Raw genomic sequence first — 26408 nt, 5'->3', positions numbered from 1 at the left:
TAGCTCCTTCGTTGCACGAAGGTCAAAGACATGGATCGACGGATCGTTTTCCAGATCCTGTCATCACTAACCTTATTTGTAAGGGTCTGCTGCATCGCGCAACCCGTCTCCCAGAAAATTGAATGCCAAAATAACCATGACAACCGGCAAGACTGGAATGAGCAGCCAAGGATAAAATGCAATGACGCTAACACTGCGTGCTTCTGTCAAAAGGACGCCCCAGCTAGTGATCGGCGGGCGAAGCCCAAGACCTAAAAAGGAAAGAGCCGTCTCTCCGAGGATCATTGCTGGGATTGAAATCGTTGCCGACGCGATAAGGTGGGACATGAAGCCGGGAACCAGATGACGAGAGATCACCCTAGACGTTGATGCGCCCATCAATTGAGCCGCCTGAACGTAATCTTCTTCGCGGAGGGACAGAAGCTTGGAACGCACTGCACGCGCGAGCCCAGTCCAGTCAATGATGCCAAGAATAATGGTGATGCCGAAATAGATAACCAATGGGCTCCATGTCACCGGCATGATTGCCGCCAGTGCCATCCATAGCGGCAAAGTAGGCAATGATTGCAACACTTCAATGATGCGCTGGACAACGAGATCGAAGGGTCCTCCCCAATATCCCGCCAGCCCGCCAATCAAGATGCCGAGACAAAAGCTGATGCTGACGCCCAGAAGACCGATGGTCAGCGAAATCCGTGCCCCGTATAGTATTCTCGACAGCACATCTCGCCCCAACCGATCCGTCCCAAGGAGAAAGAGCTGGCCGCCGGGCGCTGCGCAGACAAGATGAAGGTCGCTTCTGATCAAACCCCAGAATTTGTAGCGATCCCCTTTGCAGAAGAAGCGCAAAGGCTGCACTTGATCAGGTTGATCGACATAAACTCTGCGAAGCGTATCCATGTCCAAGGTCATCCTTCGCCCATAAACGAACGGCCCGATAAAGCGACCTTCGTCGAAGAAGTGAATCCTCTGCGGCGGCGAATGGATGAAGTCTACATTTCGAGAGCTGAGCCCATAGGGCGCAAGGAACTCGACGAAGAAAATTGTCAGATAGGCCAACAACAAAAATACGCCTGACGCCAATGCAAGCTTGTGGCGTTTGAACTTCCACCACATTAGTTGTTTTTGTGAGGCAAAATGCAGCTTCGACACACCGCCGAAGGTCTTTTCGGCGGCGTCCGGATCAAATTCAGTTGCGGATACAAAATGTGGCAAGGGCGCGCCGGGCGGTGGCAAAGCAGACATCACTTGGTGCTCCTGCCTTGCAGGCGAATTCGCGGATCGAGAAATCCAAGGGCGATGTCTGAGACCAGCACACCAACAACATTCAAGAATGCAAGAAACATCAAGAATGAACCGGCTAGGTACATGTCCTGGCTTTGTAATGCCCTGATCAGCATGGGCCCGGTCGTTTCCAGCGAGAGAACTATCGCAACGATCTCAGCCCCGGAAATGATCGTTGGCAAAATGGACCCGATGTCCGCCACGAAAAAATTCAGCGCCATCCTCAAAGGATATTTGATCAGCGCGCGCGTCGGATGCAATCCTTTGGCGCGCGCCGTGACGACATATTGCTTCTGCATCTCGTCGAGAAGATTGGCACGCAGGCGCCGGATCATAGCCGCAGTTCCTGACGTGCCGACGATGATGACGGGGATCCACAGATGCGAAAGGATTGATCGCGCTTTCTCCCAGCTCATCGGCTGCGATAAGAAGCGCTCGTCCATGAGGTGACCGATCGATATCCCGAACCAGATGTTGGCGAAGTACATCAAGATCAGCGCCAGCATGAAATTCGGAATGGCGATACCGAGCAGGCCGACAAAGGTCAGGCCATAATCGCCCCAGCTATATTGGTGCGTCGCCGAGTAGATGCCGATCGGGAAAGCAATGAGCCAGGTCACAATGATGGTGCAGAAGGAAACCAGGATCGTCAGCCAAAGCCGGTCTCCGACCACCTCCGACACTGGAAGTTGATATTCAAAGGAATATCCGAAATCCCCTGTCAGCATGCCGCCGACCCAGTAGAAGTAGCGAACGACCTGTGGCTTGTCGAACCCATATTGCTTTCGAAGTTCTTCCATCTCCTGCAGGTTCGCAGCCTCGCCCTGGGCTCGTAACTCGGCGATCTGACTTTCAAAAAAATCGCCGGGCGGCAGCTGAATGATCGTGAAGATCAAGGCCGAGATGAGAAACAGCGTCGGTATCATGACGGTCAGCCGCCAAAGGATATAGCGCAGCATGGTCAGCTCTCCTCGTACCAGAAACTGTCAGGCATGTAGACGCCGAGGAATGACGTGGGGTCAAAACCATAAATCGCCTTTTCCGGGATGTTCTGTAGCTTGGATGAAGCCAAGATCGGCTGAAGCGATCCGTTCACAATCCCGATCGAGAACACCTGCTGCGTGTAAAGCGATAGCATTGCATGCCATATGCTTTTTCGCTCTTCCCGGTCAGTTGTGTTGCCCCATTGCTCAAGCAGTTTCAGGAGCTCCTGAACCTCAGGCAAATCCGGTGTCACTCCTTGCTGTCCGGCTGACAGATAATGCTGCCCCCACAGCGGCCATTGCATCTGATCGTCTGTTGTAGGCGCAAGCTGGCTTGGCGACATGTCCGGCGTTGGAACGCCGTTATCGATGCCGAACCAGATCGCCATAGTGATAGAGCCGCTCATTGCACGATTGCGGAAAATGTCTCGCTGAGATGTCCGCGTGTAGAGCGCGATACCGATCTCACGCCAATGATCGCGGATCAATTGCAGGACATCGGTGTCGAGCGTGCTTTCGCCTGCAGTCTCGACCGTTATCTCCGCGCGCCTACCGTCGGGAAGTTTGCGAATGCCGTCGTCGTGGCGTTCGCCGAGCCCCAATTCGTCCAGTAGTCGGTTTGCCTCGTCAGGGTTGTATTCGGCATAGGCCTTCGCATATTCTTCGCGATAGAGTGAGCTCTCCGGTAGCACCGTATCGGCGCTTTCCCGCGCAAGGCCATAGAACGACACCATATTGACTTCATGTCGGTTAACCGCCAGCGACAGGGCGCGCCGCATCCTGACGTCTCGAAACAGCTTATTCCAGGCCGGATCCGTGCAGTTGAGGTTCGGTAACAGAGCAACGCGCGCACCTCGTGCCTGCTTCCAAAGATTTACCTTCACCGGAAAGCGATGTTCGGCGTCTTTGAGGAAGGTGTAGTCGTTGAAGTCCAGACCCGTTGCTTGAAGATCAGACTCTCCGGCACCCGCCTTGGCGGAAATGATGGAGGACGAACTTACGTTGACGATGAAGCGATCGACGTAGGGAAGCTGGCGACCATTCTCGTCGACCCTATGAAAAAATGGATTTCGTTCGAAAATGAACTGTTCAGCCGGCGAGGCGGTGCGATTTTGCCACGGATCGAGCACGGGCAAATCAGGATTGAGTGCACGAGCCGCTGCTGCCATCTTGATATGGAGATCAACCCATTTTTTGATGCGATATTGCTTGAGCAGCGACGAAAGCCGGAATTCGTCCTGATATTTCTTGTGAAACTGCTTGAGGTAGTGGCCCGGTCCGAAAATCACTAAAGGCAGCGGGCCAGCGAGTGCAGGCAGAAAATTAGGATTGGGTTTTTCCCAGGTGTAGCGAACAGTGGTTGCATCAACGACTTCGAATTTCGGCAACTTTCCGTGCGGTCGAAGTTCCAGTGCTCCTCCACCGGGCGTCAATTCGTTGTTGAGAATGACGTCTTCCCACCAATACCGGAAGTCATCCACGGTAAAAGGCGCGCCATCCGACCATCTGTGTCCGTCACGGAGGCGAAAGGTGAAGATCCGGTCTTCTTCGGTTTCATAGGAGGAGAGAATATCAGGCTGAAAGTTAAGATGCGCATCGTAGCCCACCAGCCGTGCGTAGCCGTAGATGGTCATGTAACGAACGTCTTTGGCATTCCCGACGATCGTCCGAACATCTCCTCCATATCTGCCCGGAAGGCGGCCAAGGTCTTTCATGTTGACGACACGCGGATAGTTTGGCAACCGATCGGCCATCGGCGGAATACGCTGCGCCCGCAGCAGACTGCGGAGGAACTCCGGCTCGACATCGCGATCGGCGCCGGCAGACAGTTTCGGGGCCATCACGGTCGTCACGAGACCACCGAGGAAGGTCCGCCGGCTTACCATTGCCGTAACTCGTTGATCGTCACACCTTTGCGCGCACGCACCAGATGACCTTTGCCGAGATCTACATAGCCAAGTGTGTCGTCATCAGCCACGAATATGTTCTTCCATTTATCCTTGTTTGCCGGTCCATTTGCTTGCAGTGCATGGAAATCGAGCGGACGATCGAGATCCGGGAACGGCACGGCGGCAAGAAGCGACTTGGTGTATGGATGGACCGGGTCTCGCAGGATGATTTCTCTAGGGGCAATTTCCACGAGCTTGCCTTTATACATCACGGCTATTCGGTCCGCCATGTAGTCGACCACCGCGAGATTATGCGAGATAAACAGATAAGTCAGTCCAAGTTCTTTCTGCAAATCCTTCAAAAGATTGAGGATTTGTGCTTGGACCGATACATCTAGCGCCGAGACGGGTTCGTCGAGGATAATGAGCTCGGGGCCAAGTGCGAGTGCACGTGCAATCCCGATCCGTTGCCTTTGGCCACCCGAGAAGCTATGCGGGTATCTGTTGAGATGTCTCTGGTTGAGACCGATGGCGGCGACGAGCGATGCGACGCGCTTTTGACGTTCTTCGCCGTCGCCCCATTCATGGATCTGTAGCGGCTCGTTCAAGATATTCCGAACGGTCATGCGGGGCGAAAGCGAGGACACGGGGTCCTGAAAAACCATCTGGATTTTCGTCCGCAACTTGAAAAGTTCTGCTTTCCCTGCGGCAAGAACATCAACGTCTTTGTCACCGTCCTTGAAGATGACGCTGCCGGCATCGGCGGTAACTGCGCGCATCAGGATCTTGCTGACTGTTGTCTTTCCACAACCCGATTCGCCGACAAGTCCGAGACACTCGCCACGGCGGATATCGAAACTGACATCATCGACGGCCGTATGAGCAGCGGTCACAGTGCCCAAAAAGCCTTGCCTGCGTCCCTTATAGGTCTTCGACAGGTTCTTCACGGACAGCAGTATGTCTGATTGGGCTGTCGATTTTCTCGTCCGCCCCATCAGAGATTCCAAATGCAATGGAATTTCACGTAGAGGTTTCAGCCGCTCGCCCGGCTTCATATCGAAATGCGGAACCGCGGCCAGAAGACCCTTGAGATAAGCGTGCTGCGGATTTCGGAAAATCGCGTCGACCGGGCCTGCTTCCATGATTTCACCATGGTAAATCACCACCACCTCGTCAGCCATATTGGCGACGACGCCGAGGTCGTGGGTAATCAGCAGCATGGCCATATTCAGCTTTTGCTGGAGTTCCTTCAGAAGCTCGAGGATCTGTGCCTGGATTGTCACGTCCAAGGCCGTTGTCGGTTCGTCCGCAATAAGAAGGGCAGGTCGACAGATCAGCGCCATGGCGATCATGGCGCGCTGACGCATTCCTCCTGATAATTCGAAGGGATACATGTCATAGGTGCGCGATGGATTTGCAAAGCCGACCAGACCCAGCATCTCCTCCGTTTGCTGACGCGCCTGTTTCTTGTCGACGTCGCTGTGGATGAGGAGGACTTCGCTGATCTGATTGCCGACCGTATGGAGTGGCGACAAAGACGTCATCGGCTCCTGGAAAATCATCGACATACGGCGTCCGCGAATGCTTCGCATTTCTGCGCTATCGCGGCTGTACGTCAGGATGTCGCTGGTTTTGCCGTCTGCAGGATCGGTAAATAAAATGCGTCCGGATGCCTGTGCTTGGACGGGTAACAGACCCATCACCGATTGACTGATGACCGATTTCCCCGATCCCGATTCACCGACAAGCGCAGTCACTTTGCCCGGCAGCACTCGCAAGCCGGCACCCTTAACCACTCTTAATTGATCACCGAGAATGGAGAAGTTGATATCAAGATTTTCGATCCGCAACAGATCTGCCGCAAACCCCATGCTATGGTCATTCCCCAGTCATGACGCAGTGATCTGCGTGTTCCTTTTTTCATCACCCTATATTAGCGCTTATGGGGTGTCTAGTTTGTGACACTATAGATTCAGCTGCTTCACCGCAGTCGTGCTGCGTCTCTTATCACGATGCAGAAGTATAACTTGCTCAGCCTCCGAAAGACCGTCTTCGAGCAGGTCAAGCGGTCTATTTTCATTTAACGCAAGTGTCCTTTGCGGGTCGGGTTTGAGGATTGTCAGTTTCTGACGAATACCACGCAGCTTTTCTTCGCCAAGTTCTGTCCAATGGCCTCCGCAATAGGAGGCGAATGCATGGCTTCCAACGATCTCGCTATCATATTTTTTTGTCAGAACCTGGAGACGTTGTACTTCGTTGACGGCGGAACCAAATGCAGAAAAGGTCAGCCTGTCCCGAAGCCCCACGTTGCCGAACATGACATTACCGACATGAAGGCCCATTCCGAAACGAATTGCCGGGCGACCGTCTTCGGCGCGGGATCGATTGAGTTCCGTCATTCTGGCTTGCGCCTGATATGCTGCTGCCAGCGCGGCACGACAGGCTACCTTTGAAGGTTCCTTATGGCGGCCGCAGGGGTAGACGGCCAAGAAGCCGTCGCCGAGGAAGCTCAGGATCGCACCGCCGTTGCTGTTGAACGGTGTTGCTATAGCATCGAAGAACTGGTTGAGCATATCGATATAGGCCTGGCGCCCCTCTTTCTCGGCATAAAAGCTCGACTGGCGCATGTCACCAATCACCAGAGCGGCCCTGATCGTCTCGCCATCTCCGCGCCTGACCTGACCGTTGAGGACGCGCTTACCTGCGTCCGCCCCGAGATACGTGGTCAACATGTTGTTTGCGAGTTTACTCAAGACCGCCATTTTCGCGGCAACGGCCAGATGATTTTGCAAGGATAAAAGCGCTTCGATCATGTCGTCCGAAAAGCCAGTCAGGCTATCAGTCGACCAGGAGCCCATCATCCCCTGGACGGAATTGCCACTAAAAGGTTGAACGAAAGCGAAATAATCCGTCACGCCCTCTTTTTTTAAATCTTCGAAGATTGGGAATTCGTTCGGCGCCTCCGGCGTCAAGATCCGGCGCATATGCTGAAGATTATGATCGAGGAGGTAGTAGTAGGGGCTTTGCAGAAAAAGTTCCTGTTTGTCTTCGGCAACATGACGATAGCCCTCGATCGTCATTCCGCCGCTTCGCCGCCAAGTAAAGCCAAGCGCGTCGTAAAGAGGATGAAGCATGGAGAAACTGAGATGGATCCGACAGACAGGAAGGCCGGCAGCCGCCAGACGTTCACAAAATCCTCTCACAATAGTCTCAAGATCTTCCCCGACGAGTGCTGATTGGGTAAGCCACTTAGCAACTTGGCCAAGCAGGATATGCGAGACGATATTTTGTCCTGACTGCATCGCGGAGCCCCACTCTTCCTACACGTAACCGTCCTGAACACAGAGAAGCTCTGCTGGACTTAGACAGATTGAACGTCTGCGAGTCCAATTGGCTCCGGCGTAACCGGGTGCGAGACGAAAAATCGTATTCCAGATCTGACATAGTTCAGTCAGACCGTAGCTCAATCCCGCCTGTGTTATGTCACTTTACGATGAGCGGCTTGGAGGATGGGTTTCCATCCACTCCATCTTGCACTAGATCGTTTGTCGTTAGTGACAAAGAGGCATGCTGTGACTGAAACCCGCTCATTTACTGCTCTATCCGCCAAGCTCGACAACCGGTCGGCGCGCGCAGGAGTGATCGGCCTCGGTTATGTGGGCTTGCCTCTGGCAATGGCCATTGCACGCGCCGGCTTTGCCGTTGTGGGCTTTGACGTTGATCCCAAGAAGATCGAAGCACTTGAAGCGCACACGTCGTATATCGACGCGGTTTCCAAAGAGGATATTGCCGATGCGGTTTCCGCAGGGCGATTTACGGCGACGACGGACTTCGCCGCCTTGGCAGATTGTGATGTGATTGTCATCTGTGTTCCCACACCGCTGACCAAACACCGCGATCCGGATCTGTCTTTCGTTGAAGCGACTGCGACGGCTATCGCGGAAAGATTACGGCCGGGACAACTCGTCGTTCTAGAATCGACCACCTATCCCGGGACGACCGATGGCGTGGTCAAGATCATCCTCGAGAAGACAGGTTTGCAAGCCGGTTCTGATTTCTTTCTCGGCTTTTCTCCGGAGCGCGAGGACCCGGGAAATCGCGATTTCCGGACGGCCACTATTCCCAAGGTCATTGCGGGCGACGGTGAGCAGGCGCTTGCGCTGATGACAGCCTTCTATGGTGCAGTCGTTGATACGATCGTGCCTGTTTCATCGACGGCGACAGCGGAGGCAGTCAAGCTGACGGAAAACATCTTCCGCTCGGTCAATATCGCCCTCGTCAATGAGTTGAAGACTGTCTACGCGGCAATGGGTATCGACGTTTGGGAAGTCATCGACGCGGCGAAGACGAAGCCTTTCGGCTACATGCCTTTCTATCCTGGCCCTGGATTGGGAGGCCATTGCATTCCCATCGATCCATTTTACCTCACCTGGAAATCACGCGAATTCGAACTTCCCACGCGCTTCATCGAACTTGCAGGGGAAATCAATTCGGCGATGCCACGCTATGTCATTTCGAAACTCGCTGAAGCATTGGATGTAAAGCTGGGAAAGGCACTCAGCCGCTCGAAAGTCCTGGTGTTGGGGCTGGCGTATAAGAAGAACGTCGCTGATATCAGAGAAAGCCCGTCTTTGCGCCTTATCGAATTGCTGCACGAACGGGGTGCCAGCGCAGACTATTCCGACCCCTTCGTGCCGCAGATTCCAAAAACACGGGAATATCAGGCCTTGATGGGAATGCGTTCCATCGAACTACGGCAGGAGCTTTTGGCCGATTATGATGCCGTCCTCGTAGCGACCGATCATGATGATATCGATTACAAGATGATCGCTGCGGTCGCCCCACTCGTCGTCGACACCCGCAATGTGTTTGCAAAGCTCGGCTTGAACCTGCCTCATATCGTCAAGGCGTAAAGACCCCTTACCTACGAAAATGACTTGCGCATAGCGCTTGCGGCGGCGGCATAACCTCCGCTGCCGCCATCGATGAAATGCACATGGTCTTTGGACAGTGCCGTGGGGACGAAACAAGTCATAAGAGCAGAGTCCTGCGTGTGTAGGCCGTAGCGGGCGATGCCTTGCTGTTTCGCCTCGTCCAAAAGGGCCCGCAGACGCGCGAGGAGGGTGTCATCGATGTCGAGCGTCATCTTTAGGCCATCGTCAAATTTGCGAAAGTCGGAATTCCCAACGATATCAGATCGGTAAAGATCGGCGTTGAAGCGGCCGACGCTTATCTTCAGCGCCAGGGACCAGGCGGTCAAAACCATCTGAAGGCTAGCCGAAAGAGCACTGCGAACCCGTTGGCGTAGCCCCTTTCGCATTTGAGCTTCCCTAATGATCGGCCTGGGGGTGAACGCAAGCTTCAGCCCGTCTTCTGTGACCGGATGACCTTCACGCTGATAGGAACGGGTTAGTGTCGTAATTTTCAAGATGAGATCACGGAACTTCGCGCCGGTGTCTGCACCGCCCGGAGCGACGATGAGCGAGACAATTCGACCGTGTTTTGCCTTGATGGGACGCCAGCGACAGGAAAGCCCGCTGAAATCCGGAGCCGGTGGACTTAGGCCTTTGTCTTCGATGCGATAAGCACCTGTCTTCATCTGACGTTCTGCCCATGCGACGCCGCCGCCTGAAAACATCGCATAGGAAACATGCTCGCTTGCAGCATAACGCGCGACTTTGACGTCGTGGCCATGCCTTCGAATATCGGAAAGCGGGATGATGGCAATCCTGAGGTCCAGCTTCAGCTCTTGGCCGATCCACTGCCGCACGCCGAGCAGAGCATCCCGCACCTGCGCCTCGTAGGTCTGTGGCAAGGCGAGCGTCGCCCCATCGCCGCCAAACACAAATGGGTACCCTTTTCCACCGACAGCGTTTAAAACCGCGGAGATGACGCTCGCGCCGGCAATATTGACGTCCTTATACCGACCCGACGCAATGGCCTCCGTGGAGCTGACAATGTCAGCCATCGCCAAAAACCAATCGTCCGGTAGAGGGTGATAATTTTCATCCTCAGCAACGCCCTGAAAGTCGTTGAAGGTCTTGATGGATTTGAAAAAGGCTGGGCTCGACGCTGAGCTCATGGCTTATCTCATTGGTTGCTCATATCAATTCATGAACCCTCACATGAGATTTTGCAATGCTCTCGGCCGTCGTCGGTGTGCGGGCGAAGGCTGCTTCCCAATGGCCAATGCTCACATCGACTTTCAAAAGACACAATGATAAGCCGGCCTCTGGTGCGAAAGACTTGCCAAACGTTCCAGACCGCAGAGGAAGACATATGAGCCGTCTCGACAGCTTTATCCGCCGGCTAACTGCCCAAAGAGACATTCTCAATGCCGTGGCGGAACTCGTCGCCGAGACGCAAGGCCCGATCTTCGAATTTGGTCTTGGAAACGGGAGGACCTATGATCATTTGCGGGAGCTTTTTCCTGACAGACGGATCGTTGCGTTCGATCGTGAAGTCAGATCTTATGCCAGTTCTACGCCTCCGGCTGAGGATATGATTGTCGGCGACATCAGCGTCACAGGGCAACAATTTCTCGGCTCTGGCGCCGCTTTGGCACATGCCGATATTGGGACCGGTCATGACGATATCGATGCAGTGACGTTGACCTGGCTGCCTCAGCTTATGTCGGGCGTACTCGCCAAAGGCGGAATCGCGGTGAGCGGTCTGCCTCTTGGCCTGCCCGAGTTGCATCCATTGCCGCTGCCGATCGGGATTAAGGAAGGTCGATACTTCCTTTACCGCCGTGTTTGAACGGCTTGATCTTTACGCATCAATCGCCGGCAAATGAGAACCTGCAGAGCCTTGTTATGGGAGTAGCAAGATGTCGTATTGGGGTAGGGTCGTGGGCAGATCACGCACCTTGAGAAAGCGCTCCCCATCATCTTCAAAGAAGGCAATACAGTTTTCATAGTGTTCCGATAGCTCGCCTGTGAAGCGCCTAGTGCCCTCTTCACCATAAAACACCGGAGAGAATTCCATATAAAATGGAGTCCTTCTCGCAAGAAGCTCGATCATTGAGCGACTTGCCACAGGCTCATAACCTTCGATATCCATCCAGATGAGGGAAATCTCTTCGGTCGAAACTCCCGCTTCCTGCAAAATTGCAGGAGCGGGTTTGACATCGACTTGGATTTTGGCATCCGATGCGCTTTGCCTGATCGCACTGCTTTTTCCATGGTTTTTGCCATTCATATAGAAGTCGATTTTGCCTTCGCTTTCGCCCACGGCGACATTGAAGGCTTTAATCCGCTCGCCCAAGTTGTTCTGGTTTATATTGACGCTCAACAGCTTGAAATTGCGCGGATCAGGTTCAACACTGACAATGGTTTTGAAGGACCGGGAAAGAGCAAAATATAGACTTTGCGTACCAATATTGGCGCCGAGCTCAAGAAGGACGCCGTCGGCGCGTAGCAGGTTGCGCTCACGCATGATCGATAGAAGGCGGTTCACCTTGTCGCGGTCGAAGTGAGACTTTCGAAAGACTTTGCGACCGATATAGTCGTGCGGCGAAAAGGTAAGATGATGATCGCCGGCATCAACCGTCATGGATACGACCCTAGGGCTCATGGATTCGATGATGAAGCGCCGGCCGGTGGGCGTCTCAAACAGGCGACGCAGGAGCCGGCTTCGCGCTTTTTGAAGCCGCAGCCGCAACGATTTAGCATGTAGCCTAACGCCGAAGTCAAAAAACATAACTACACTGATCTTTCGGGAACCCGCGGAGGAACAATATAAACTTTCAATGGATCGGCACGGCCCCGGATGTGGATTTCGCGCGCTTCCAGCAAATCCATATCGGCCCCGGCGAGCTTAGCGACCTCCTCTGAGAAGACGGCGCTGGCGTCAAGCTCCTTAGCGACATTCTCGAGACGGCTGGCCACATTGACCGTATCTCCGATGGCGGTGAGGTTGCGCACTGCGCCGTAGCCAATTGTTCCAACCACGGCGGGACCTGCATGGATACCAATTGCGACCCGCAAGGGGTGCTTCAATTCGAGCAGGAGTTCCCCGCTCATCCTTGTCACTTCTGCTTCTATCGCGGTCGCCGCACGCAAGGCTCGGCGGCATCCTTCCTCTATCGAAACATCAAGCCCAAAGAGAGCCATGGCACCATCGCCGATGAATTTGTCCAAACGGCCCCCCTCTTGGGCGACCATTTTCCCGACGATTTCAAAATATCGGTTCAACAGGAAGACCGTATCGAAGGGTAAACGATTAGAGGCGATCGTGGTAAAGTTGCGAAGATCACAGAACAAAACTGCAATCTCTCTTTCGCGCCCTGGACTATCTTCTCGGGCGCCAAGCAGAACGCTTTCGCCTGAGGGAACCAAGAGTGGCGCTACCGTAATGTCCTCCTTCGGCCGAACTTGGCACGCCAAGCGGACATCACCCGATGCATTGATGCGCTTTAACGTCGCTTCCTCGTGTTTGTCGGGATCGGCGAGATTGGCTAGGCCCTTCAAGATCTGCACTCTGCAGGTTGAACACCGTCCCTTTCCCCCACAAGCCGAATAATGCGCGATACCGCCCTGCCGGCTTGCTTCCAGAATGGTATAGCCGCGGGGTACGCGCACAGTTTCCCCGCTTTGATAATGGATTGCTACCTGGTTGAGCCGATCCTGGAAGGATCGATGCGCGCGCAATGCCGCAATGGCGAGCAGACAGCCACCAAACGAGAGGTAAAGTGCCTCTCTTATCATTTGGAGTTCCTGCTGCGCGGTCCTGTTTTCGAAGAAGCCTCTGTTGACCGATGAAGAGTTTGTTGTTTCCGCAGCATAAAGTGGATCGGCCAGGGTTCGTCCCATCTCGACAAAGCCAAGAATGGAAAGGATCGGGATGAGCAAAGCGAGTGTCAGGAGAAGTGACGACCACGCGCTATACCAGTTCCGGTAGCGCAGCCAGAAATGCAGGCCTATGCAGCCATGCATCCAAACGACGAAGAGAGTTGCGACTTGCTGGATCCCATTTTCCGGAGAATTGATCCACAGGCTTGTCACCACGCTGTGATACGTGTCCGCGTAATCATAAAATTCGCTCGCAATGCGCGTGGCGACAATGTGCTGGATCAGAAGCATTGGAATCGCAAGTCCGAGGACAATCTGACCTGCTTCGGCAAGAGGCATCACGAGACTTCGCTTTATGTAGAGCGAGCGCATTGTCAGGATGACATGCACAGATAGCGCGCCGTAGAGAGCGGCGGTTCCCACTGGATTGCGCCACACCGACGCAAATATTCGGCGGCCACTCTCCGCCCAGGATAACGAAATCAAACCTAGCGTATGATTGATCAAATGAGTGACAACAAAGATGAAAATAATCAAACCCGCACCAAGGCGGATCCGTCGCAATCTTCGCTCCGGAAAAACATCCCCTAATTTAATCATGTTTCCCAGAGCGCATTGGTTGATTTAAGGAAAAGAAGAATTTGAGACTACGGTTACCGGTGTGACCCAACCGACCCGCGTGCGGCTTATATAATGCCGTAGGTTTAGATATCGAAACTTTTACGTGAAGAAGATGCATATTGCTTTTTACGCGCCATTAAAGTCGCCCTCTCATCCCGTTCCATCCGGAGACCGGCTCATGGCAAGGCTGCTCATGCGAGCCCTTGAAGAAGCGGGACACCACGTCGAACTGGTTTCTGACTTTCGCAGTTTTACGAAGGTGGCGGAAGAGGCAATCAATATTGAGCGTGCGGCGGCAGTGGAACGTGAGGCAGTGGAAAAACGCTGGCGCTCCGAAGGAGCCCCAGATCTCTTCTTCTGCTACCACCCTTACTACAAGTCTCCGGATTTGATTGGTCCTCGTCTGTGCCGGGATTTTCATATCCCTTACGTGACCGCAGAGGCATCTTACGCTTCGAAAAGGAATGATCAAGGATGGATGAGGTCTCAGTCTTTCGTGGCTGAAGGCCTGCGTCTTGCCGCTGTCAACATTGCCTTCACTGAGCGGGACCGACTTGGCCTGACAAAGGTGGTTTCCGACGACAAGATTAGGCATCTGCCGCCCTTCATCGATGTCTCAGCCTTTCGCGCAGCAATGCCGCAACCGACACCCGGCCGTCTCATTACAGTTGCTATGATGCGCGATGGCGATAAGCACGAAAGTTATGGCTTTCTGGCCGAGGCCTTGGCTGAGATTGAGGGAACGGATTGGAGTTTGGTAATTGTGGGTGATGGACCCCGTCGAGCCGATGTCGAGAAGCTGTTCTCTTGGCTGCATAACGATCGGATCGAGTGGCTTGGAGAAAAGCGGGCAGATGAGGTAGCAAATGAACTACTTTGCTCCTCGATTTACGTCTGGCCAGGATGTGCAGAAGCTTACGGGCTCGCCTATCTAGAGGCCCAGGCCGCTGGATTGCCGGTCGTTGCTTTCCGTACCGCTGGGGTGCCCGCCGTTGTGGATGATCAACGAACTGGCTATCTTGTGCCCGATCGTGATCCCCTTGCCTTGGCTAATGCCATCTCCGAACTTTTGAAGAACGAGAGCCGCCGACATCAGATGGCTCTGGAAGCACGGCGGTTTGTGCTTTGCGAAAGGTCACTCGATAAGGCTGGAACGGCCTTGGACCAAGTAGTAAGAAAAGTTGTGGAAGACCATCATGGACAATAAGTTTGCATGGACGGAGCTGCGAAACGAGCTCGATCGCGCTCTCGAAGATAGTCAGGTTGTCGATTTATGGCTTCGTGATGACGATGCGATTGAGGCCAGTCCGGCACTTGACAGGCTTCTTGCTGAAACGCGGGACAGGAACATCCCTCTGACGCTTGCGGTTATCCCTGCCTCTGCCAGCTCATATCTGTTCGAACGGCTGAAAGAAGAGGATCATGTAGAGATCGCAATTCATGGATGGTCGCACGAAAATCATGCGCCAACGCATGAGAAAAAGCAGGAGCTCGGCGCGCACAGGCCAGTTGCGGTAACATTGTCAGAACTGCAGAAGGGGAATGATCGGCTGAGGCTGCTTGCACAGAAATCCGATTTTCCAAGATCCAAGATTCTTACGATGCTTGTACCCCCTTGGAATCGAATTGCCGATGAGGTTTTGCTCGCAATTGAAGGGGAGCCTTTTACGGCCGTTTCTCTTTATGGGCGCGCACGCGAGCTTGGCGCGCTGAAGCAGCTCAATACCCACATCGATATTGTCGACTGGCATCACGGAAAGAAAGCAGTCCCCGCCGGTGATCTCGTTCAGCGCTTTGTTGAAAAGCTGAAAAGACGGCGCGAGACCAAAGACAGAGAGCCGATCGGCATTCTTACGCATCATCTCGTTCATGACGAAGATGCATGGAATTTCCTCCATCTATTCTTCGAAGCGACCGGCGCACATGCAAGCGTCAGATGGAGGTCGGCATCAGAACTCATGAGAGCCTAGAGACGAACGACCTGTCTATCGCGCGCCGCAAAAGCGCCGGAGAAGGAAGACTGAGCGTCCTGCTCCATTTTCTCCAACTGGTTATCGGTTCGCGACGGGGCATGGTGAAAAAGCGCAAAACGTTTCGCCTTTGCGGCTTTTGCCAGCTCTATGCCGTGCTGCCAAGTTGAATGCCCAAAGCCCTTGAAACGGACCATTTCATCTTCGTTATAAGTGCAGTCATAAACGACAAGGTCCGCATCTCGCATCATCTCGAGCGCGATGGGGTCTTGTTTCCCTGGCGTATGTTCGATGTCATAAATGAGAGCAAGGATGCGCCCATTCCATTGAAGTCGGTAGCCGATCGCTCCCCCCGGATGATTGAGCGGGAATGTTTTAATGTTGAGGCCGGGATAGGGTTCAAGGGTTTCGTTGGGGTGGAAATCGCGAAAGCGCATCGTCGCCTGGCAGATGTCCATGTTCACCGGAAACCAGGGAGGACTGATAAACTTCTTGATCATATCTTTGGTCGTCATCTTGCCATCAAGGTGACCAGACCAGATCGTAACCTCAGTCGAGGGATAATAGATCGCCTTGAACATCGGTAGGCCGATAATATGATCGTAATGGCAATGGGAAAAAAACAGGTCTACTTTTTCGATGTTCTCATCCAAAATAGCGAGACCGGCTTCTCGAATTCCCGAACCTGCGTCAAAGAGCAAGTGATGACTTCCGCATTTGACTTCAATGCAGGCTGTGTTCCCGCCATATTTATCGAATTCCTGACCTGAGACAGGAATGCTCCCTCTAGTTCCCCAAAATTTTACTTGGAATAGATCTGTCATTTCGTCTTCAGGTGGTTTCACAGGCTCATGATAATCATAGTTTCGAAGATATGCGAGGTCTATCCGTGAGCAAGGGCCCGTTCAGCGACGGTGCATGCAAACGGATACGCAACACCTCTGGACGGAGGGTTGCATCAATCGAAACTATCAACTTGACCTTTATGTAAGGTTTCCGCGGGAACATTTCATCGTCATTCACAACAATGCGAAGAACGGCGGGCCATTGTTCTTGATGCCAGTCATTTCGCCTTTCATCCAAGCTAAAATCCTGCGAAGACGGGCTTGGCAAAACGGACAAATCGGCTTGTGGCGCGGCGCACCCGTCTCATCCTTCTGACTTGGCGGATCGTGCGCAATTCAGATTATTAGCGTTGGAAAATTTGATGAAAATCTCTCTCACAGATGTCAATCCGCTGATCGGAATAGCATTGGCATCAGGAGGATATGCCTGTTTTGCATTACAGGACGCCCTCGTGAAGTGGCTGGTGACCGATTACGCGGTCCCCGAGATACTTTTCATGCGAAGCATCATCATTGTCATGATCAGCGGCGCCTGTGCCGCCTATCTCAGGCATCCATCTATCTTCCGCAGTCGTTATCGCAGCACGGTTGGTCTAAGAGCCGCGTTGATGTTGGTCGCTTGGCTGCTCTTTTACAACGCAGCAAAGCATCTGGGTCTTGCAGAACTGACGACCCTGTACTTTTCCGCCCCAATCATCGTGGTCGTCCTGTCGATCTTCGTGCTCAAGGAAAAAGTACATAAGGGCCGTTGGATTGCATGCATCGGCGGCTTCCTGGGGGTGATCGTTGCGACAAACCCAGTCAACTCGCCCAATCTTGTACCGGCAATGATGTGCGTCGCTGCGGGGTGCTGCTGGGCCTGGAGCACAATCCTCGCTCGTATGGTCAGCCGAACCGAAACGGCTTTAACGCAGATGTGGTCAACCAGCCTTTTATTTGCCGTGGCTTGCGCAGTTTCCTTTCCTTGGGTTTGGATTACGCCGACCCTTTCGGATTGGGGACTGATGGTCGCGCTCGGCCTCATCGCAACGCTTGGACAGTATCTTCTCTATGAAGGGTTTCGCCACGCACCGGCATCGGCACTGGCACCTGTCGAATACACTGGCCTGATCTGGGCGTTCGTCTACGGCTATATCATCTGGGCCGATATTCCGGCTGGCAATGTTTTTGTGGGAGCGATCATGATTGTCGCATCGAGCGGCTTTCTTGTCATATGGGAGCGGAGAGCGCGAGCTGGCGCAGCATCTCCGAGATAATTAGGATCGATCGGGCGAACAGCGCAGCGCGCACCTTCTCGATGTCTCTCGCGCTAAAGCTTTTGTATTATGTTTCTGTTATTCGGCGCTCCCCGTCAGCCTCGACCGAAAGCTGTTTCCAATCGAGGTCTTCCTGAAGCTCCAGATATTGGGTCGGACCAATCTTGTCGGTGTCGCGTAGTTCCTCCAGTTCCCGCCGTTGTGCGAGAACAGCCGTAATTGTCAGCTGTCGGCGGGTTTCCAGGCTTGCACGGACATGTTCGTCCGTTGGGGCCAGGCAGTGCTGACGCCATAAGGTACGGAGGCTATCGGCCTCAGGGCTTTTTTCCTGATCGAGACGTTTCAAGGCGGCTTCCGCCAAAGCGTGTCGGGCTGTCTCTAACTCAGTGGTCGCCTCCTTTTCGCGGTTCAACTTGAGAAAATGGATAAACGGCGCAAGAGTGGCCCCCTGGATGACTAGGGTTGCCAGCACCACCGCAAAGGCGGTGAGGACGACCAGATCCCGTTCGGGGAAATCGGCAGGCAGTGCAAAAGCTGTCGCAAGAGTGACGAGCCCTCTCATCCCCGCCCAGCCAAGAAGGAAAGTCTCTCCATTGGAGAACGGCGCTGGCTCGTTTCTCTTTCGATATCGATAAGAAAGAAAAGCATGGAGCAGGAACGCCATGACAAGGCGCGTCAAGATGACGGCCAGGATGATGATGGCGGCAAAGCCGCCTGCTTGTACGAGCCGTTCGGCCGACATGGCGGAAAGGATCCTGCGCGCCTGCAAACCCATCAGCAGGAACGCAACCACGTTCAAGAGAAAGACAATCGTCGTCCAGACGGCGAAAGAATGGACTCTCATCCGGGGCGAGTCTTCGACAGTCGACAGAACGGCAATGGTCATCGCGCTGGCGACCGTTGCAAGAACAGCTGATAGATGTAGATGCTCGGCAATCAACCAGGTTGCGAAGGCATAAACAAATTGGAGAAGCGTGCCGCCGACGGTGTTCTCCGTCATCGGTCGCATCCGTGAGACGAGATAACCAAAGACTATGCCGAACAAAATGCCGCCTGGAGCAGCAAAACCGATCTGCAGGGCCGTCGCGCCATCCAGGGTGCCGCGTGCCTGAATTGTCAATGCCGCGCCGAATATCAACAGCGCCGTGGCGTCGTTGAACAGACTTTCACCTTTGAGCAGCGTATCGGCTTTTCGCGCGACAGGCATGCTCGAAAGAACGGCGGTCGCTGCCGCCGCGTCAGGAGGAGCGACGATAGCGCCAAGCGTAAAGGCCACGGCAAGCGGCAGTCCGACCATCTGAGTGCCGATGACAACGACGACTAAAGCTGTCGCGACAACGGCAATGATTGCATAAAAGACGAGGGGCAGCATAAGCCGGCGGGCTGCCCCGAGGGGGAAATCATAGGCGGCATCAATCAGAACCGGCGCGATGAAAAGCGCAAGTGCAGTCGGTGGATCGATGGGGATCGTCGGTGCACCGGGCAACATGGCAACACCGACCCCAGCGGCAGCCAGGATGCCGGGATAGGGCAGGTGCATGCGACGCGTTATTTGCAACAGCAGGATCGCCACCGCCAACAATGCAACAAGCGTTTCAAAAAAGGTCATGGGCGCACATCAACTTGAGGTTTCCGATACATTGAAGCGGAAGCTGTGCGGATGTAAAGCTTTCGGAACATGCAAGTTTTAAGAAAGTCGGAGCGTGCCTCATGGACTATGACGTCGTAATTGTAGGCGCTGGTGCGGCTGGCATTGCAGCTGCAAGACGCCTTGTTGAGGCGCAGCGCTCCGTTCTTATCCTTGAAGCGAGTGATCGTGTCGGCGGTCGGGCCTGGACCATCGGTCTTTCCGGGATGCCTCTTGATATCGGCTGTGGATGGTTGCATTCGGCCGATCGGAACCCTCTCGTTGAGGTTGCGCGCTCTTCAGGTTTCACCATCGTGGATGGCCCAAGTGCGTGGCAGAGCCAATGGCGCGACTTGGGCTTTACGCAGAACGAGCAAAGAGGGGCGAGCGCTGCTTGGGATGCACTGGAGCGCCGCATTCGCTTTCAACCTCCGGCAAGCGACCGTGTGTCCGACGCCTTGCCGGCCGATGGGACCTGGAACTCATATTGCGATGCCATCAGCGGGTATTTGAACGGCGCGCCGCTGGACCGGCTCTCGGTCGCCGATTATCTCGCCTATGACGATGCGGCGACCGACTTCAACTGGCGTGTTTTGGAAGGCTATGGAACTTTGTTCGGTTCGCTTGTGCCAAACGTCGGCTTGCGGTTGTCGACGCCAGTTCGCCAAATCAAGTATGCTGGACGACAAATGCGGGTTGAAACAGATCGCGGGGTGGTCAATGCAGGCTCTGTAATCGTGACAGTCTCCACCAATGTCCTTGCCCGTAACGGCATCCTTTTTGACCGCGATGTCGAAACTCATATCGAGGCTGCATCTCAACTACCTCTCGGCCTTGCCGATAAACTGTTTCTTGAACTCGATGGGAACCACGGCCTGGAGCCGGAAACGCATCTGCTCGGCAATCCTCATAACGCGCAGACGGGAAGCTATTATATTCGCCCTTTCGGCCGGTCTATGATCGAGGGCTTTTTCGGTGGAAACGGTGCCGTCATCATTGAGCAGGCTGGACTGGTCGAGGCTTTTTCTTTCGCGCTGGATGAACTGACGTCTTTGCTCGGTCACAACATCCGTCGCCACCTGCGGCCTCTCTATGCGTCCGCTTGGTGTCGCACGGATTGGGTTCTCGGCTCATACAGTCATGCGTTGCCAGGCCACGCCGCTGCCCGTCAGGTCTTGGCGGAGCCTGTCAGCGAAAGGCTTTTCTTTGCCGGTGAGGCAAGCCATCGCACAGACTTTTCGACAGCGCATGGTGCGTGGGAAACTGGGTTGCGCGCGGCGGAGCAGTTGCTTTCCAGCTAAGCAGCAAAGACCATAAAGGAGGGCATTAGCAATCTCGGCTTTCTATCATCGGGCCGTGACGGCGATCGCCGGCTCGAATCATCGTGTCAATTGCAAACGCCATTCTAGATCTTTTGATTCCTAAATCGTGCGGTATAAAACGCGATTGATTTAGTCTTCGTGCTTCTAGGAATAGTTGCTTGAGATAGGGATTGGTAATCGCTAATGGTGGCGAGCACAAAAATGAGAAGGTGATATATAAGAATGCCGCCAGAGTTCCTTGTTACCCATTCTGGTGGCTTTCATGCCGATGAATTGCTGTCTACCGTGGTTCTAACGCGCCTATTTCCTCAAGCGCGCCTCGTGCGCAGCAGGGCACCGGAATGGATCACTGCCAACCCCGACCGCATTATCTACGATGTAGGGGCTGCCTATGACGTCGAAGCAAGGATATTCGATCATCATCAAAGGGGAGCGCCTTTGCGGGATGATGGCAATCCTTTCAGCTCTTTCGGATTGATCTGGAAGCACTATGGCCGTGACTATATCGCAGCCCTCAATGTTCCTTCCGAACACATCGATGACATCCATGCGGCATTCGATATAGATTTCGTTCTGCCGATCGACCTGATGGATAACGGCGCCTTGGATCCGTCTGTTGCAGGTCCGCTTTCGAACTTGACGCTACCATCCTTGCTAGAAGCGCTGAAGCCAGCTTTCGACGATCCGGATCCCAATGCGAACGACCGAGCTTTCTCGGAAGCTCTATCCATCGCGCGCAGCTTCGTGGAGGCTAGCATCGGTCGCGCTGCAGCGAGCTTACGAGCCGAAGCACTTGTCCATGCCGCGATCCTAAAAACGGGCGAGGGGCGGATCCTCGAGTTGCCGTCCGGCATGCCGTTCCGCAAAGCAATTGTCAAAGCAGGCGCAGAACATTTGCTTTTTGTCATTCATCCGCGAGAAAAAGATTGGTGCGTCACCGGTATTCGGCAAAGTGATGACAGTTTCGAGCTGCGAGCCAATTTGCCGGTAGCTTGGGCAGGATTGAACAACGGTGATCTCGAAAGAGTTAGCGGTGTTGCAGGGGCAAGCTTCTGTCATAACGGCAGATTTATTGCGGCCGCCAAAACGCGGGAAGCAGCTCTCGCGCTGGCCGAGCTTGCCGTGCAAGAAGCAGTGAAAAACTAAGCAGCCTTTTTGGCGCAGCCGACATAAAAGCCCGAGAGGACTTGCTCTTCGGCTCACGATGATCCGTGGAACAATTCGCCTTCTCGCGCCATTCAGCAGCCGTGCGAGGAAGGGAAGGCCGACCGTGATCAACGACCTCTGGTATAAGAACGCGATCGTCTACTGCCTTTCTGTGGAAACCTTCATGGATTCCAACGGAGATGGCGTCGGCGATTTTCAAGGCCTCCAACGGCGGATGGATTATCTCGCCGGCCTGGGAATAACGGCGATATGGCTGATGCCATTTCAGACCTCGCCGGGGCGAGACGACGGTTACGACATCTCCGATTACTACAATGTCGATCCCCGTTACGGTACCTTGGGCGATTTCGTCGAGTTCACTCATGCCGCCAAACAGCGCGGCATTCGCGTTTTGATCGATCTCGTTGTCAATCACACATCGGACCAGCATCCCTGGTTCAAGCAGGCCTGTGCCGATAAGAATTCGCACTATCGCGATTGGTATGTGTGGTCGAAACACAAACCCGCCAATGCGGATCAAGGGATGGTTTTCCCCGGCATTCAGAAAACCACTTGGACGCGGGATAAAACGTCAGGCGAATATTATTTCCACCGTTTCTATAAGTTCCAGCCTGATCTTAACACGGCGAATCCGCATGTTCAGGCGGAAATCCTGAAAATCATGGGCTTCTGGATACAATTGGGTGTCTCGGGTTTTCGTATGGATGCCGTTCCCTTCGTCATTGCTGAAAAAGGCGCGGACGTGACAACGCCCAAACAGCAGTTCGACATGTTGCGCACGTTTCGGGAATTCTTGCAGTGGAGAAAAGGTGATAGCATCATTCTGGCGGAGGCCAACGTCGTTCCCAAACAGAATATCCAGTACTTCGGTGACGATGGCGACAGAATGCAGATGATGTTCAACTTCCACGTCAACCAGGCTCTCTTTTATTCCCTGGCGAGCGCGGATGCATCGGTGCTCGCCAAAGCGATGATGGACACGATGACTCTTCCGCAGACCGGACAATGGGGAATGTTTCTGCGGAACCACGACGAACTTGATCTTGGTCGTCTCACTGAAACTCAGCGCCAAACGGTCTTCAATGCCTTTGGCCCCGATAAAAATATGCAACTCTTCGATCGCGGCATAAGACGGCGGCTCGCTCCGATGTTGAACGGCGATATTCGCAGGCTGAAGCTTGCCTACAGTCTTATGTTTTCGCTACCGGGAACACCCGTCCTTCGTTACGGCGACGAGATTGGCATGGGAGATGACCTCAACTTGCCCGAGCGCAACTGCGCACGCACGCCGATGCAGTGGTCAGATGAGCCGCAAGGCGGATTTACTAAAAGTGACGAACCCGTCCTCCCCGTGATAGCGCACGGGCCCTATGGCTACGACCATGTGAATGTCGCCTTCCAGAGACGTGATCCAGAATCGATGTTGAACTGGACGGAGCGAATGATCCGGATGCGCAAGGAAGCGCCCGAGATTGGCTGGGGCAGCATTGATGTGCTCGACAGCAAGAGCAAAGGAGTTCTTGCCGTTCGATATGACTGGCGCAACAACTCAGTGGTTGTGGTCCATAATCTCGAGGCGGGACCGGTCGAAATTAGCCTCGATCCCAGGATCGGTGATGAGGGTCGCTTCTTGATCGACATTATTGGAAACCAGGATAGTTCGTCCGATGAGGACGGCCGGCATCATATTGTTCTGGAGCCATATGGTTACCGTTGGTTTCGCGCAGGAGGGCTGGATTATCTTTTGAAGCGAAGCGAGGTATAGGCGTTGTGCAGGATCGCTTGTCCGTGGATAGAGGTGATTTCCGCCTCTGAGGTCTCGGCGTCGAGCACGCTCCTTAAACGGCTACAAAAGAAGCATCTTATGTGGACAGGATTGGAAATGGTTCGAGTAATGCTCGTCACGCTATCCTTACTGGCGTCGGTTACGACCGCTGCCGCATCAAGCGACGGCGCTTGGAACGCGCTATTTGCCAAGGCAAACGGTGCGTGCATCGGGCAATCAAAATTGATCGTGCCTGAGGCGACTGCTCCGGTCGTTTTCGATGACAGCGTGGGGAAAGTTGCCGTGCTTCTTCGCGGGTCGACCGGGCGAGGCAAGGCTAAAGTCAATCTCATTTGTCTCTATGACAAGAAGACCGGTCAGGTTGCGATTGAAGAATTTAGATGGCTCGGAAAGTAAGTTGCTCAATTTATGATTTAGCTGCTCTCTTCCAGAGACTGCATCGTCAAAGTCTGCGCTGGGAATGTTGACTGGTCATATTGCCGCGAACATCAGAGACCTTTGTAACACTTCTTATACCTTAAATAGGAAACATTGACATTAGATGCCGCGAATATTCAATACCGCGCTGCAATCTATGGGACGTATTAAGTTTCTATTGGGGTGCTGACTGCATAGTTTTGTCCAAACCGCGAGCAGGATGAGGACATTTTATGCCCGGACGTGCAAGCCTACGAATTAACACGGCAGCCGGTATCACTTTTCTCTTTGTCTTGGTTATCTGCATGCTTGGCGCGCTGATCTATTCTGCGGTGACGGAGATGAGGGATCAGGCCAACGAGCTTGACGACGCGCGAGCCGTGCATGCTGCACAATCGGCTATCCGCTCTTTTAGAAGCCGGTTGAATGCAACGGTGCGGGACAACGCTGTTTGGGACGAAGCTTATACCCATCTCAATGCCGATGATGGCCAAGATTGGGTTTACGAGAATTGGGGGAAGACAAGCCAGGACTATCCACTCTACGATGCGGCTGTCGTGATATCGTCAGATGGGCAGGTCTTCAGCGCTCACCTCAAAGGGGAGCAATTTGATCCGATCGCCTATTTCGGCTCAAGCATTCAGCGTCTTGCAATGAAGACACTGCAATCAGGCAAAGATCCAGTGACTGTCTTTGTGGCGACGAGAGATGGCCCCTACTTGATATCGGCCGGCGCAATTCAGCCCTATAAAGCTTTGGCCGATAAACCCTCAAAGACACTGCTTTTCGCAAAGCGGCTGACGAAGGACGTTATTTCAACGATTGATAAGGCTTTTGATATCGAGGGGCTGGAGTTGGTTACCCAGCCATCTGGTAACTTGCTCAGCCTTCCCCTGATCGACCTGGATGGAAGGGCTATTGCCTACTTTCACTGGCCAAGTCGTCTGCCCGGAACAAGCATCTACAACGCAGTTCACGGCTACTTGCTGAGTGCTTTGACGGTTCTGATCGGGTTTCTGGTGGCCATGCTTGTCACTGGCGCTGTTATAATCCGCAATTTGCATATGCAAGCCTCGATGGCAGAGAAGGAGGCCACCCACGATGTTTTAACCGGCCTGCTCAATCGGGCCGGCTTACTGCAGGCGATCGCTGCTCCTTTATCCGGAAGGGCTGGCATTGCCCCTGTTGGGTTGGGGCTCATTGATCTTGATGGGTTCAAAGAGGTCAATGATTCCTGGGGGCATGCGGTCGGCGACGAGTTGATTAAGCTTGTTGCGGATCGATTGAGAAACGTGCTCTCTGATAAGGTGGTGCTGGCGCGTCTTGGCGGCGACGAGTTCGCATTCCTGCGTGAATGTGACGAGATCGATGCTCAGGCATCAGCAGTCATAGAAGCCCTTCGCGTTCCGTTTCGCATTGGCGGTCGGACGATAGAAGTAGGGGCAAGCATAGGGCTTTTCTCTGACGCCGATGTCGATCTTGAAGGCCTCGAAGCTCTTCGGCGTGCAGACATGGCCCTTTATGAAGCCAAGGAAGCAGGACGTGGCTGCGTCGTTGTGTACCGGGAAGAGATGGACATCTATCGGCAGGAGAGAGCGCTTCTGGAGGAGAAGCTTAGAACTGCGCTGACGCTCGACCAGATCCAACCGGTATATCAGCCATTGGTCGATGCAAAAACCGGACAGCTCCGCGGAGTGGAAGCATTAGCGCGTTGGCGCCCGGACACAGGCCCTGTCAGTCCAGAGGTGTTCATACCTGCAGCCGAGCGCGCGGGGCTGATCGACGAGCTGGGGGAAAAGATTTTGGATGCAGCAGCACGAACGGTCGCCAGATGGGGAGACGTCGAACTTTCCGTCAACGTATCGCCGGTACAATTGCGTAATCCCGAGTTTGCCGAAAGAGTGGAGAGAATACTCCTGAAACGGAAATTCGAGCCCGAGCGCCTGACGCTTGAGATCACCGAAGGAGTGCTCATGTCCAATCCTGAACAAGCCAAGCGTGCAATCGCGCGACTGAAATCGATGGGCGTGCGCTTTGCTCTGGATGACTTCGGCTGCGGATATGCCAGCGTTGGCGCGTTGAGAGAGTTTGGATTTGATCGCATGAAGATCGATCGCTCGATGGTCGGCGCCATTGAAGAAGACAAAGGTGCGGACGTCTTGATGGCAACACTTGCCTTGGCCGCAGCCTTGGATATTCCGGTCACTGCAGAAGGGGTTGAAACGCAAAAGCAATCTGACATCCTGACAAACTCAGGATGTGACCAGTTGCAAGGTTATCTCGTCGGTCGGCCAATGCAGCCGGAAGACATCGCGTCAATCTATATTGCGAGCGAGCTTGTGACTGTGAACAAGAAGGCGTGACAGCATCGTATGTTAAAAATGGACATCAATGAAGGATGGCGGGGCGAGCGGGCTTCAACCACGCCATCCAAGTTCGACTCAGGGAG

Annotated in this window: 20 protein-coding genes; 10 read left to right on the top strand and 10 right to left on the bottom strand. The window is 53.9% G+C overall.

Annotated elements, in window-relative coordinates; genetic code table 11:
* Positions 1–72 precede the first annotated feature (72 nt).
* From VQ830_RS05960 to VQ830_RS05940, 5 genes are all read right to left on the bottom strand, one after another.
* Positions 73–1245 carry an ABC transporter permease gene (locus VQ830_RS05960; protein ID WP_337267168.1) on the bottom strand — a complete coding sequence of 391 codons (1173 nt, stop codon included), beginning with the start codon at positions 1243–1245 and terminating at the stop codon, positions 73–75.
* Positions 1245–2243: an ABC transporter permease gene (locus tag VQ830_RS05955; protein WP_337267167.1), complete on the bottom strand. Its 999-nt coding sequence runs from the start codon at positions 2241–2243 to the stop codon at positions 1245–1247. Before VQ830_RS05955 ends, VQ830_RS05960 begins: the two co-directional genes overlap by 1 nt.
* A 2-nt stretch (positions 2244–2245) precedes the next feature.
* A complete protein-coding gene (locus tag VQ830_RS05950) occupies positions 2246–4153 on the bottom strand; it encodes an ABC transporter substrate-binding protein (protein WP_337267166.1) in 1908 nt (635 codons plus the stop codon).
* Positions 4147–6027 carry an ABC transporter ATP-binding protein gene (locus VQ830_RS05945; protein ID WP_337267165.1) on the bottom strand — a complete coding sequence of 627 codons (1881 nt, stop codon included), beginning with the start codon at positions 6025–6027 and terminating at the stop codon, positions 4147–4149. Before VQ830_RS05945 ends, VQ830_RS05950 begins: the two co-directional genes overlap by 7 nt.
* Positions 6028–6120: 93 nt before the next feature.
* Positions 6121–7458, bottom strand: a complete 1338-nt coding sequence (locus tag VQ830_RS05940; protein ID WP_337267164.1) for an adenylate/guanylate cyclase domain-containing protein — start codon at positions 7456–7458, stop codon at positions 6121–6123.
* A 270-nt stretch (positions 7459–7728) separates the two neighbouring features.
* Between VQ830_RS05940 and VQ830_RS05935 the strand changes: the two genes are divergently transcribed.
* Positions 7729–9069 (top strand): nucleotide sugar dehydrogenase, encoded by a 1341-nt coding sequence (locus VQ830_RS05935; RefSeq protein ID WP_438617337.1) that lies wholly within the window; start codon positions 7729–7731, stop codon positions 9067–9069.
* 11 nt (positions 9070–9080) lie between these two features.
* Here VQ830_RS05935 and VQ830_RS05930 read toward each other — a convergent pair whose 3' ends face one another.
* On the bottom strand, positions 9081–10238 hold the full coding sequence (locus VQ830_RS05930; protein WP_337267162.1) for a DUF3095 domain-containing protein: 1158 nt from the start codon (positions 10236–10238) through the stop codon (positions 9081–9083).
* Positions 10239–10435: 197 nt separating this feature from the next.
* On the opposite strand from VQ830_RS05930, the gene VQ830_RS05925 reads away from it, so the two are divergent.
* Positions 10436–10915 carry a class I SAM-dependent methyltransferase gene (locus tag VQ830_RS05925; protein ID WP_337267161.1) on the top strand — a complete coding sequence of 160 codons (480 nt, stop codon included), beginning with the start codon at positions 10436–10438 and terminating at the stop codon, positions 10913–10915.
* 54 nt (positions 10916–10969) lie between these two features.
* Here the strand turns inward: VQ830_RS05925 and VQ830_RS05920 are convergent, their stop codons facing one another.
* A complete protein-coding gene (locus tag VQ830_RS05920; protein ID WP_337267160.1) occupies positions 10970–11857 on the bottom strand; it encodes an FkbM family methyltransferase in 888 nt (295 codons plus the stop codon).
* A gap of 2 nt (positions 11858–11859) precedes the next feature.
* Positions 11860–13548 carry an adenylate/guanylate cyclase domain-containing protein gene (locus tag VQ830_RS05915; RefSeq protein ID WP_337267159.1) on the bottom strand — a complete coding sequence of 563 codons (1689 nt, stop codon included), beginning with the start codon at positions 13546–13548 and terminating at the stop codon, positions 11860–11862.
* Positions 13549–13681: 133 nt separating this feature from the next.
* Between VQ830_RS05915 and VQ830_RS05910 the strand changes: the two genes are divergently transcribed.
* Both VQ830_RS05910 and VQ830_RS05905 read left to right on the top strand, forming a co-directional pair.
* Positions 13682–14776: a glycosyltransferase family 4 protein gene (locus tag VQ830_RS05910; RefSeq protein WP_337267158.1), complete on the top strand. Its 1095-nt coding sequence runs from the start codon at positions 13682–13684 to the stop codon at positions 14774–14776.
* Positions 14766–15539 (top strand): polysaccharide deacetylase family protein, encoded by a 774-nt coding sequence (locus tag VQ830_RS05905; RefSeq protein ID WP_337267157.1) that lies wholly within the window; start codon positions 14766–14768, stop codon positions 15537–15539. The genes VQ830_RS05910 and VQ830_RS05905 overlap by 11 nt, the downstream gene beginning before the upstream one ends.
* Here VQ830_RS05905 and VQ830_RS05900 read toward each other — a convergent pair.
* Positions 15536–16363, bottom strand: coding sequence for an MBL fold metallo-hydrolase (locus tag VQ830_RS05900; protein WP_337267156.1), 828 nt, complete (start codon positions 16361–16363; stop codon positions 15536–15538). The two genes, VQ830_RS05905 and VQ830_RS05900, sit on opposite strands and share 4 nt — an antisense overlap.
* A gap of 383 nt (positions 16364–16746) precedes the next feature.
* On the opposite strand from VQ830_RS05900, the gene VQ830_RS05895 reads away from it, so the two are divergent.
* A complete protein-coding gene (locus tag VQ830_RS05895; protein ID WP_337267155.1) occupies positions 16747–17640 on the top strand; it encodes a DMT family transporter in 894 nt (297 codons plus the stop codon).
* A gap of 67 nt (positions 17641–17707) precedes the next feature.
* Here VQ830_RS05895 and VQ830_RS05890 read toward each other — a convergent pair whose 3' ends face one another.
* On the bottom strand, positions 17708–19249 hold the full coding sequence (locus VQ830_RS05890) for a cation:proton antiporter (RefSeq protein ID WP_337267154.1): 1542 nt from the start codon (positions 19247–19249) through the stop codon (positions 17708–17710).
* 101 nt (positions 19250–19350) lie between these two features.
* Between VQ830_RS05890 and VQ830_RS05885 the strand changes: the two genes are divergently transcribed.
* From VQ830_RS05885 to VQ830_RS05865, 5 genes are all read left to right on the top strand, one after another.
* Positions 19351–20568 carry a flavin monoamine oxidase family protein gene (locus VQ830_RS05885; protein WP_337267153.1) on the top strand — a complete coding sequence of 406 codons (1218 nt, stop codon included), beginning with the start codon at positions 19351–19353 and terminating at the stop codon, positions 20566–20568.
* A 243-nt stretch (positions 20569–20811) separates the two neighbouring features.
* Entirely contained in the window at positions 20812–21735 is a 924-nt protein-coding gene (locus VQ830_RS05880; RefSeq protein WP_337267152.1) for an MYG1 family protein, read from the top strand.
* A 124-nt stretch (positions 21736–21859) separates the two neighbouring features.
* Positions 21860–23521 carry an alpha-amylase family protein gene (locus VQ830_RS05875; RefSeq protein ID WP_337267151.1) on the top strand — a complete coding sequence of 554 codons (1662 nt, stop codon included), beginning with the start codon at positions 21860–21862 and terminating at the stop codon, positions 23519–23521.
* 117 nt (positions 23522–23638) lie between these two features.
* The gene (locus VQ830_RS05870) at positions 23639–23938 is read left to right on the top strand and encodes a hypothetical protein (protein ID WP_337267150.1); all 300 of its coding nucleotides are present in this window, start codon (positions 23639–23641) and stop codon (positions 23936–23938) included.
* Positions 23939–24192: 254 nt separating this feature from the next.
* A complete protein-coding gene (locus VQ830_RS05865) occupies positions 24193–26322 on the top strand; it encodes a bifunctional diguanylate cyclase/phosphodiesterase (RefSeq protein WP_337267149.1) in 2130 nt (709 codons plus the stop codon).
* Positions 26323–26408: the final 86 nt, after the last annotated feature.

The sequence above is a fragment of the Oryzifoliimicrobium ureilyticum genome (genome assembly GCF_037199735.1).
Classification (GTDB): domain Bacteria; phylum Pseudomonadota; class Alphaproteobacteria; order Rhizobiales; family Rhizobiaceae; genus Rhizobium; species Rhizobium ureilyticus.
This window is presented reverse-complemented; position numbering and strand designations above follow the sequence as displayed.

Coding starts and splice junctions, on each gene's coding strand:
- VQ830_RS05920 (WP_337267160.1), bottom strand. CDS start 11,857: ATGTTTTTTGACTTCGGCGTTAGGCTACATGCTAAATCGTTGCGGCTG.
- VQ830_RS05895 (WP_337267155.1), top strand. CDS start 16,747: ATGAAAATCTCTCTCACAGATGTCAATCCGCTGATCGGAATAGCATTG.
- VQ830_RS05885 (WP_337267153.1), top strand. CDS start 19,351: ATGGACTATGACGTCGTAATTGTAGGCGCTGGTGCGGCTGGCATTGCA.
- VQ830_RS05930 (WP_337267162.1), bottom strand. CDS start 10,238: ATGAGCTCAGCGTCGAGCCCAGCCTTTTTCAAATCCATCAAGACCTTC.
- VQ830_RS05865 (WP_337267149.1), top strand. CDS start 24,193: ATGCCCGGACGTGCAAGCCTACGAATTAACACGGCAGCCGGTATCACT.
- VQ830_RS05960 (WP_337267168.1), bottom strand. CDS start 1,245: ATGTCTGCTTTGCCACCGCCCGGCGCGCCCTTGCCACATTTTGTATCC.
- VQ830_RS05940 (WP_337267164.1), bottom strand. CDS start 7,458: ATGCAGTCAGGACAAAATATCGTCTCGCATATCCTGCTTGGCCAAGTT.
- VQ830_RS05955 (WP_337267167.1), bottom strand. CDS start 2,243: ATGCTGCGCTATATCCTTTGGCGGCTGACCGTCATGATACCGACGCTG.
- VQ830_RS05910 (WP_337267158.1), top strand. CDS start 13,682: ATGCATATTGCTTTTTACGCGCCATTAAAGTCGCCCTCTCATCCCGTT.
- VQ830_RS05905 (WP_337267157.1), top strand. CDS start 14,766: ATGGACAATAAGTTTGCATGGACGGAGCTGCGAAACGAGCTCGATCGC.
- VQ830_RS05900 (WP_337267156.1), bottom strand. CDS start 16,363: ATGACAGATCTATTCCAAGTAAAATTTTGGGGAACTAGAGGGAGCATT.
- VQ830_RS05915 (WP_337267159.1), bottom strand. CDS start 13,548: ATGATTAAATTAGGGGATGTTTTTCCGGAGCGAAGATTGCGACGGATC.
- VQ830_RS05870 (WP_337267150.1), top strand. CDS start 23,639: ATGGTTCGAGTAATGCTCGTCACGCTATCCTTACTGGCGTCGGTTACG.
- VQ830_RS05925 (WP_337267161.1), top strand. CDS start 10,436: ATGAGCCGTCTCGACAGCTTTATCCGCCGGCTAACTGCCCAAAGAGAC.
- VQ830_RS05950 (WP_337267166.1), bottom strand. CDS start 4,153: ATGGTAAGCCGGCGGACCTTCCTCGGTGGTCTCGTGACGACCGTGATG.
- VQ830_RS05945 (WP_337267165.1), bottom strand. CDS start 6,027: ATGGGGTTTGCGGCAGATCTGTTGCGGATCGAAAATCTTGATATCAAC.
- VQ830_RS05880 (WP_337267152.1), top strand. CDS start 20,812: ATGCCGCCAGAGTTCCTTGTTACCCATTCTGGTGGCTTTCATGCCGAT.
- VQ830_RS05890 (WP_337267154.1), bottom strand. CDS start 19,249: ATGACCTTTTTTGAAACGCTTGTTGCATTGTTGGCGGTGGCGATCCTG.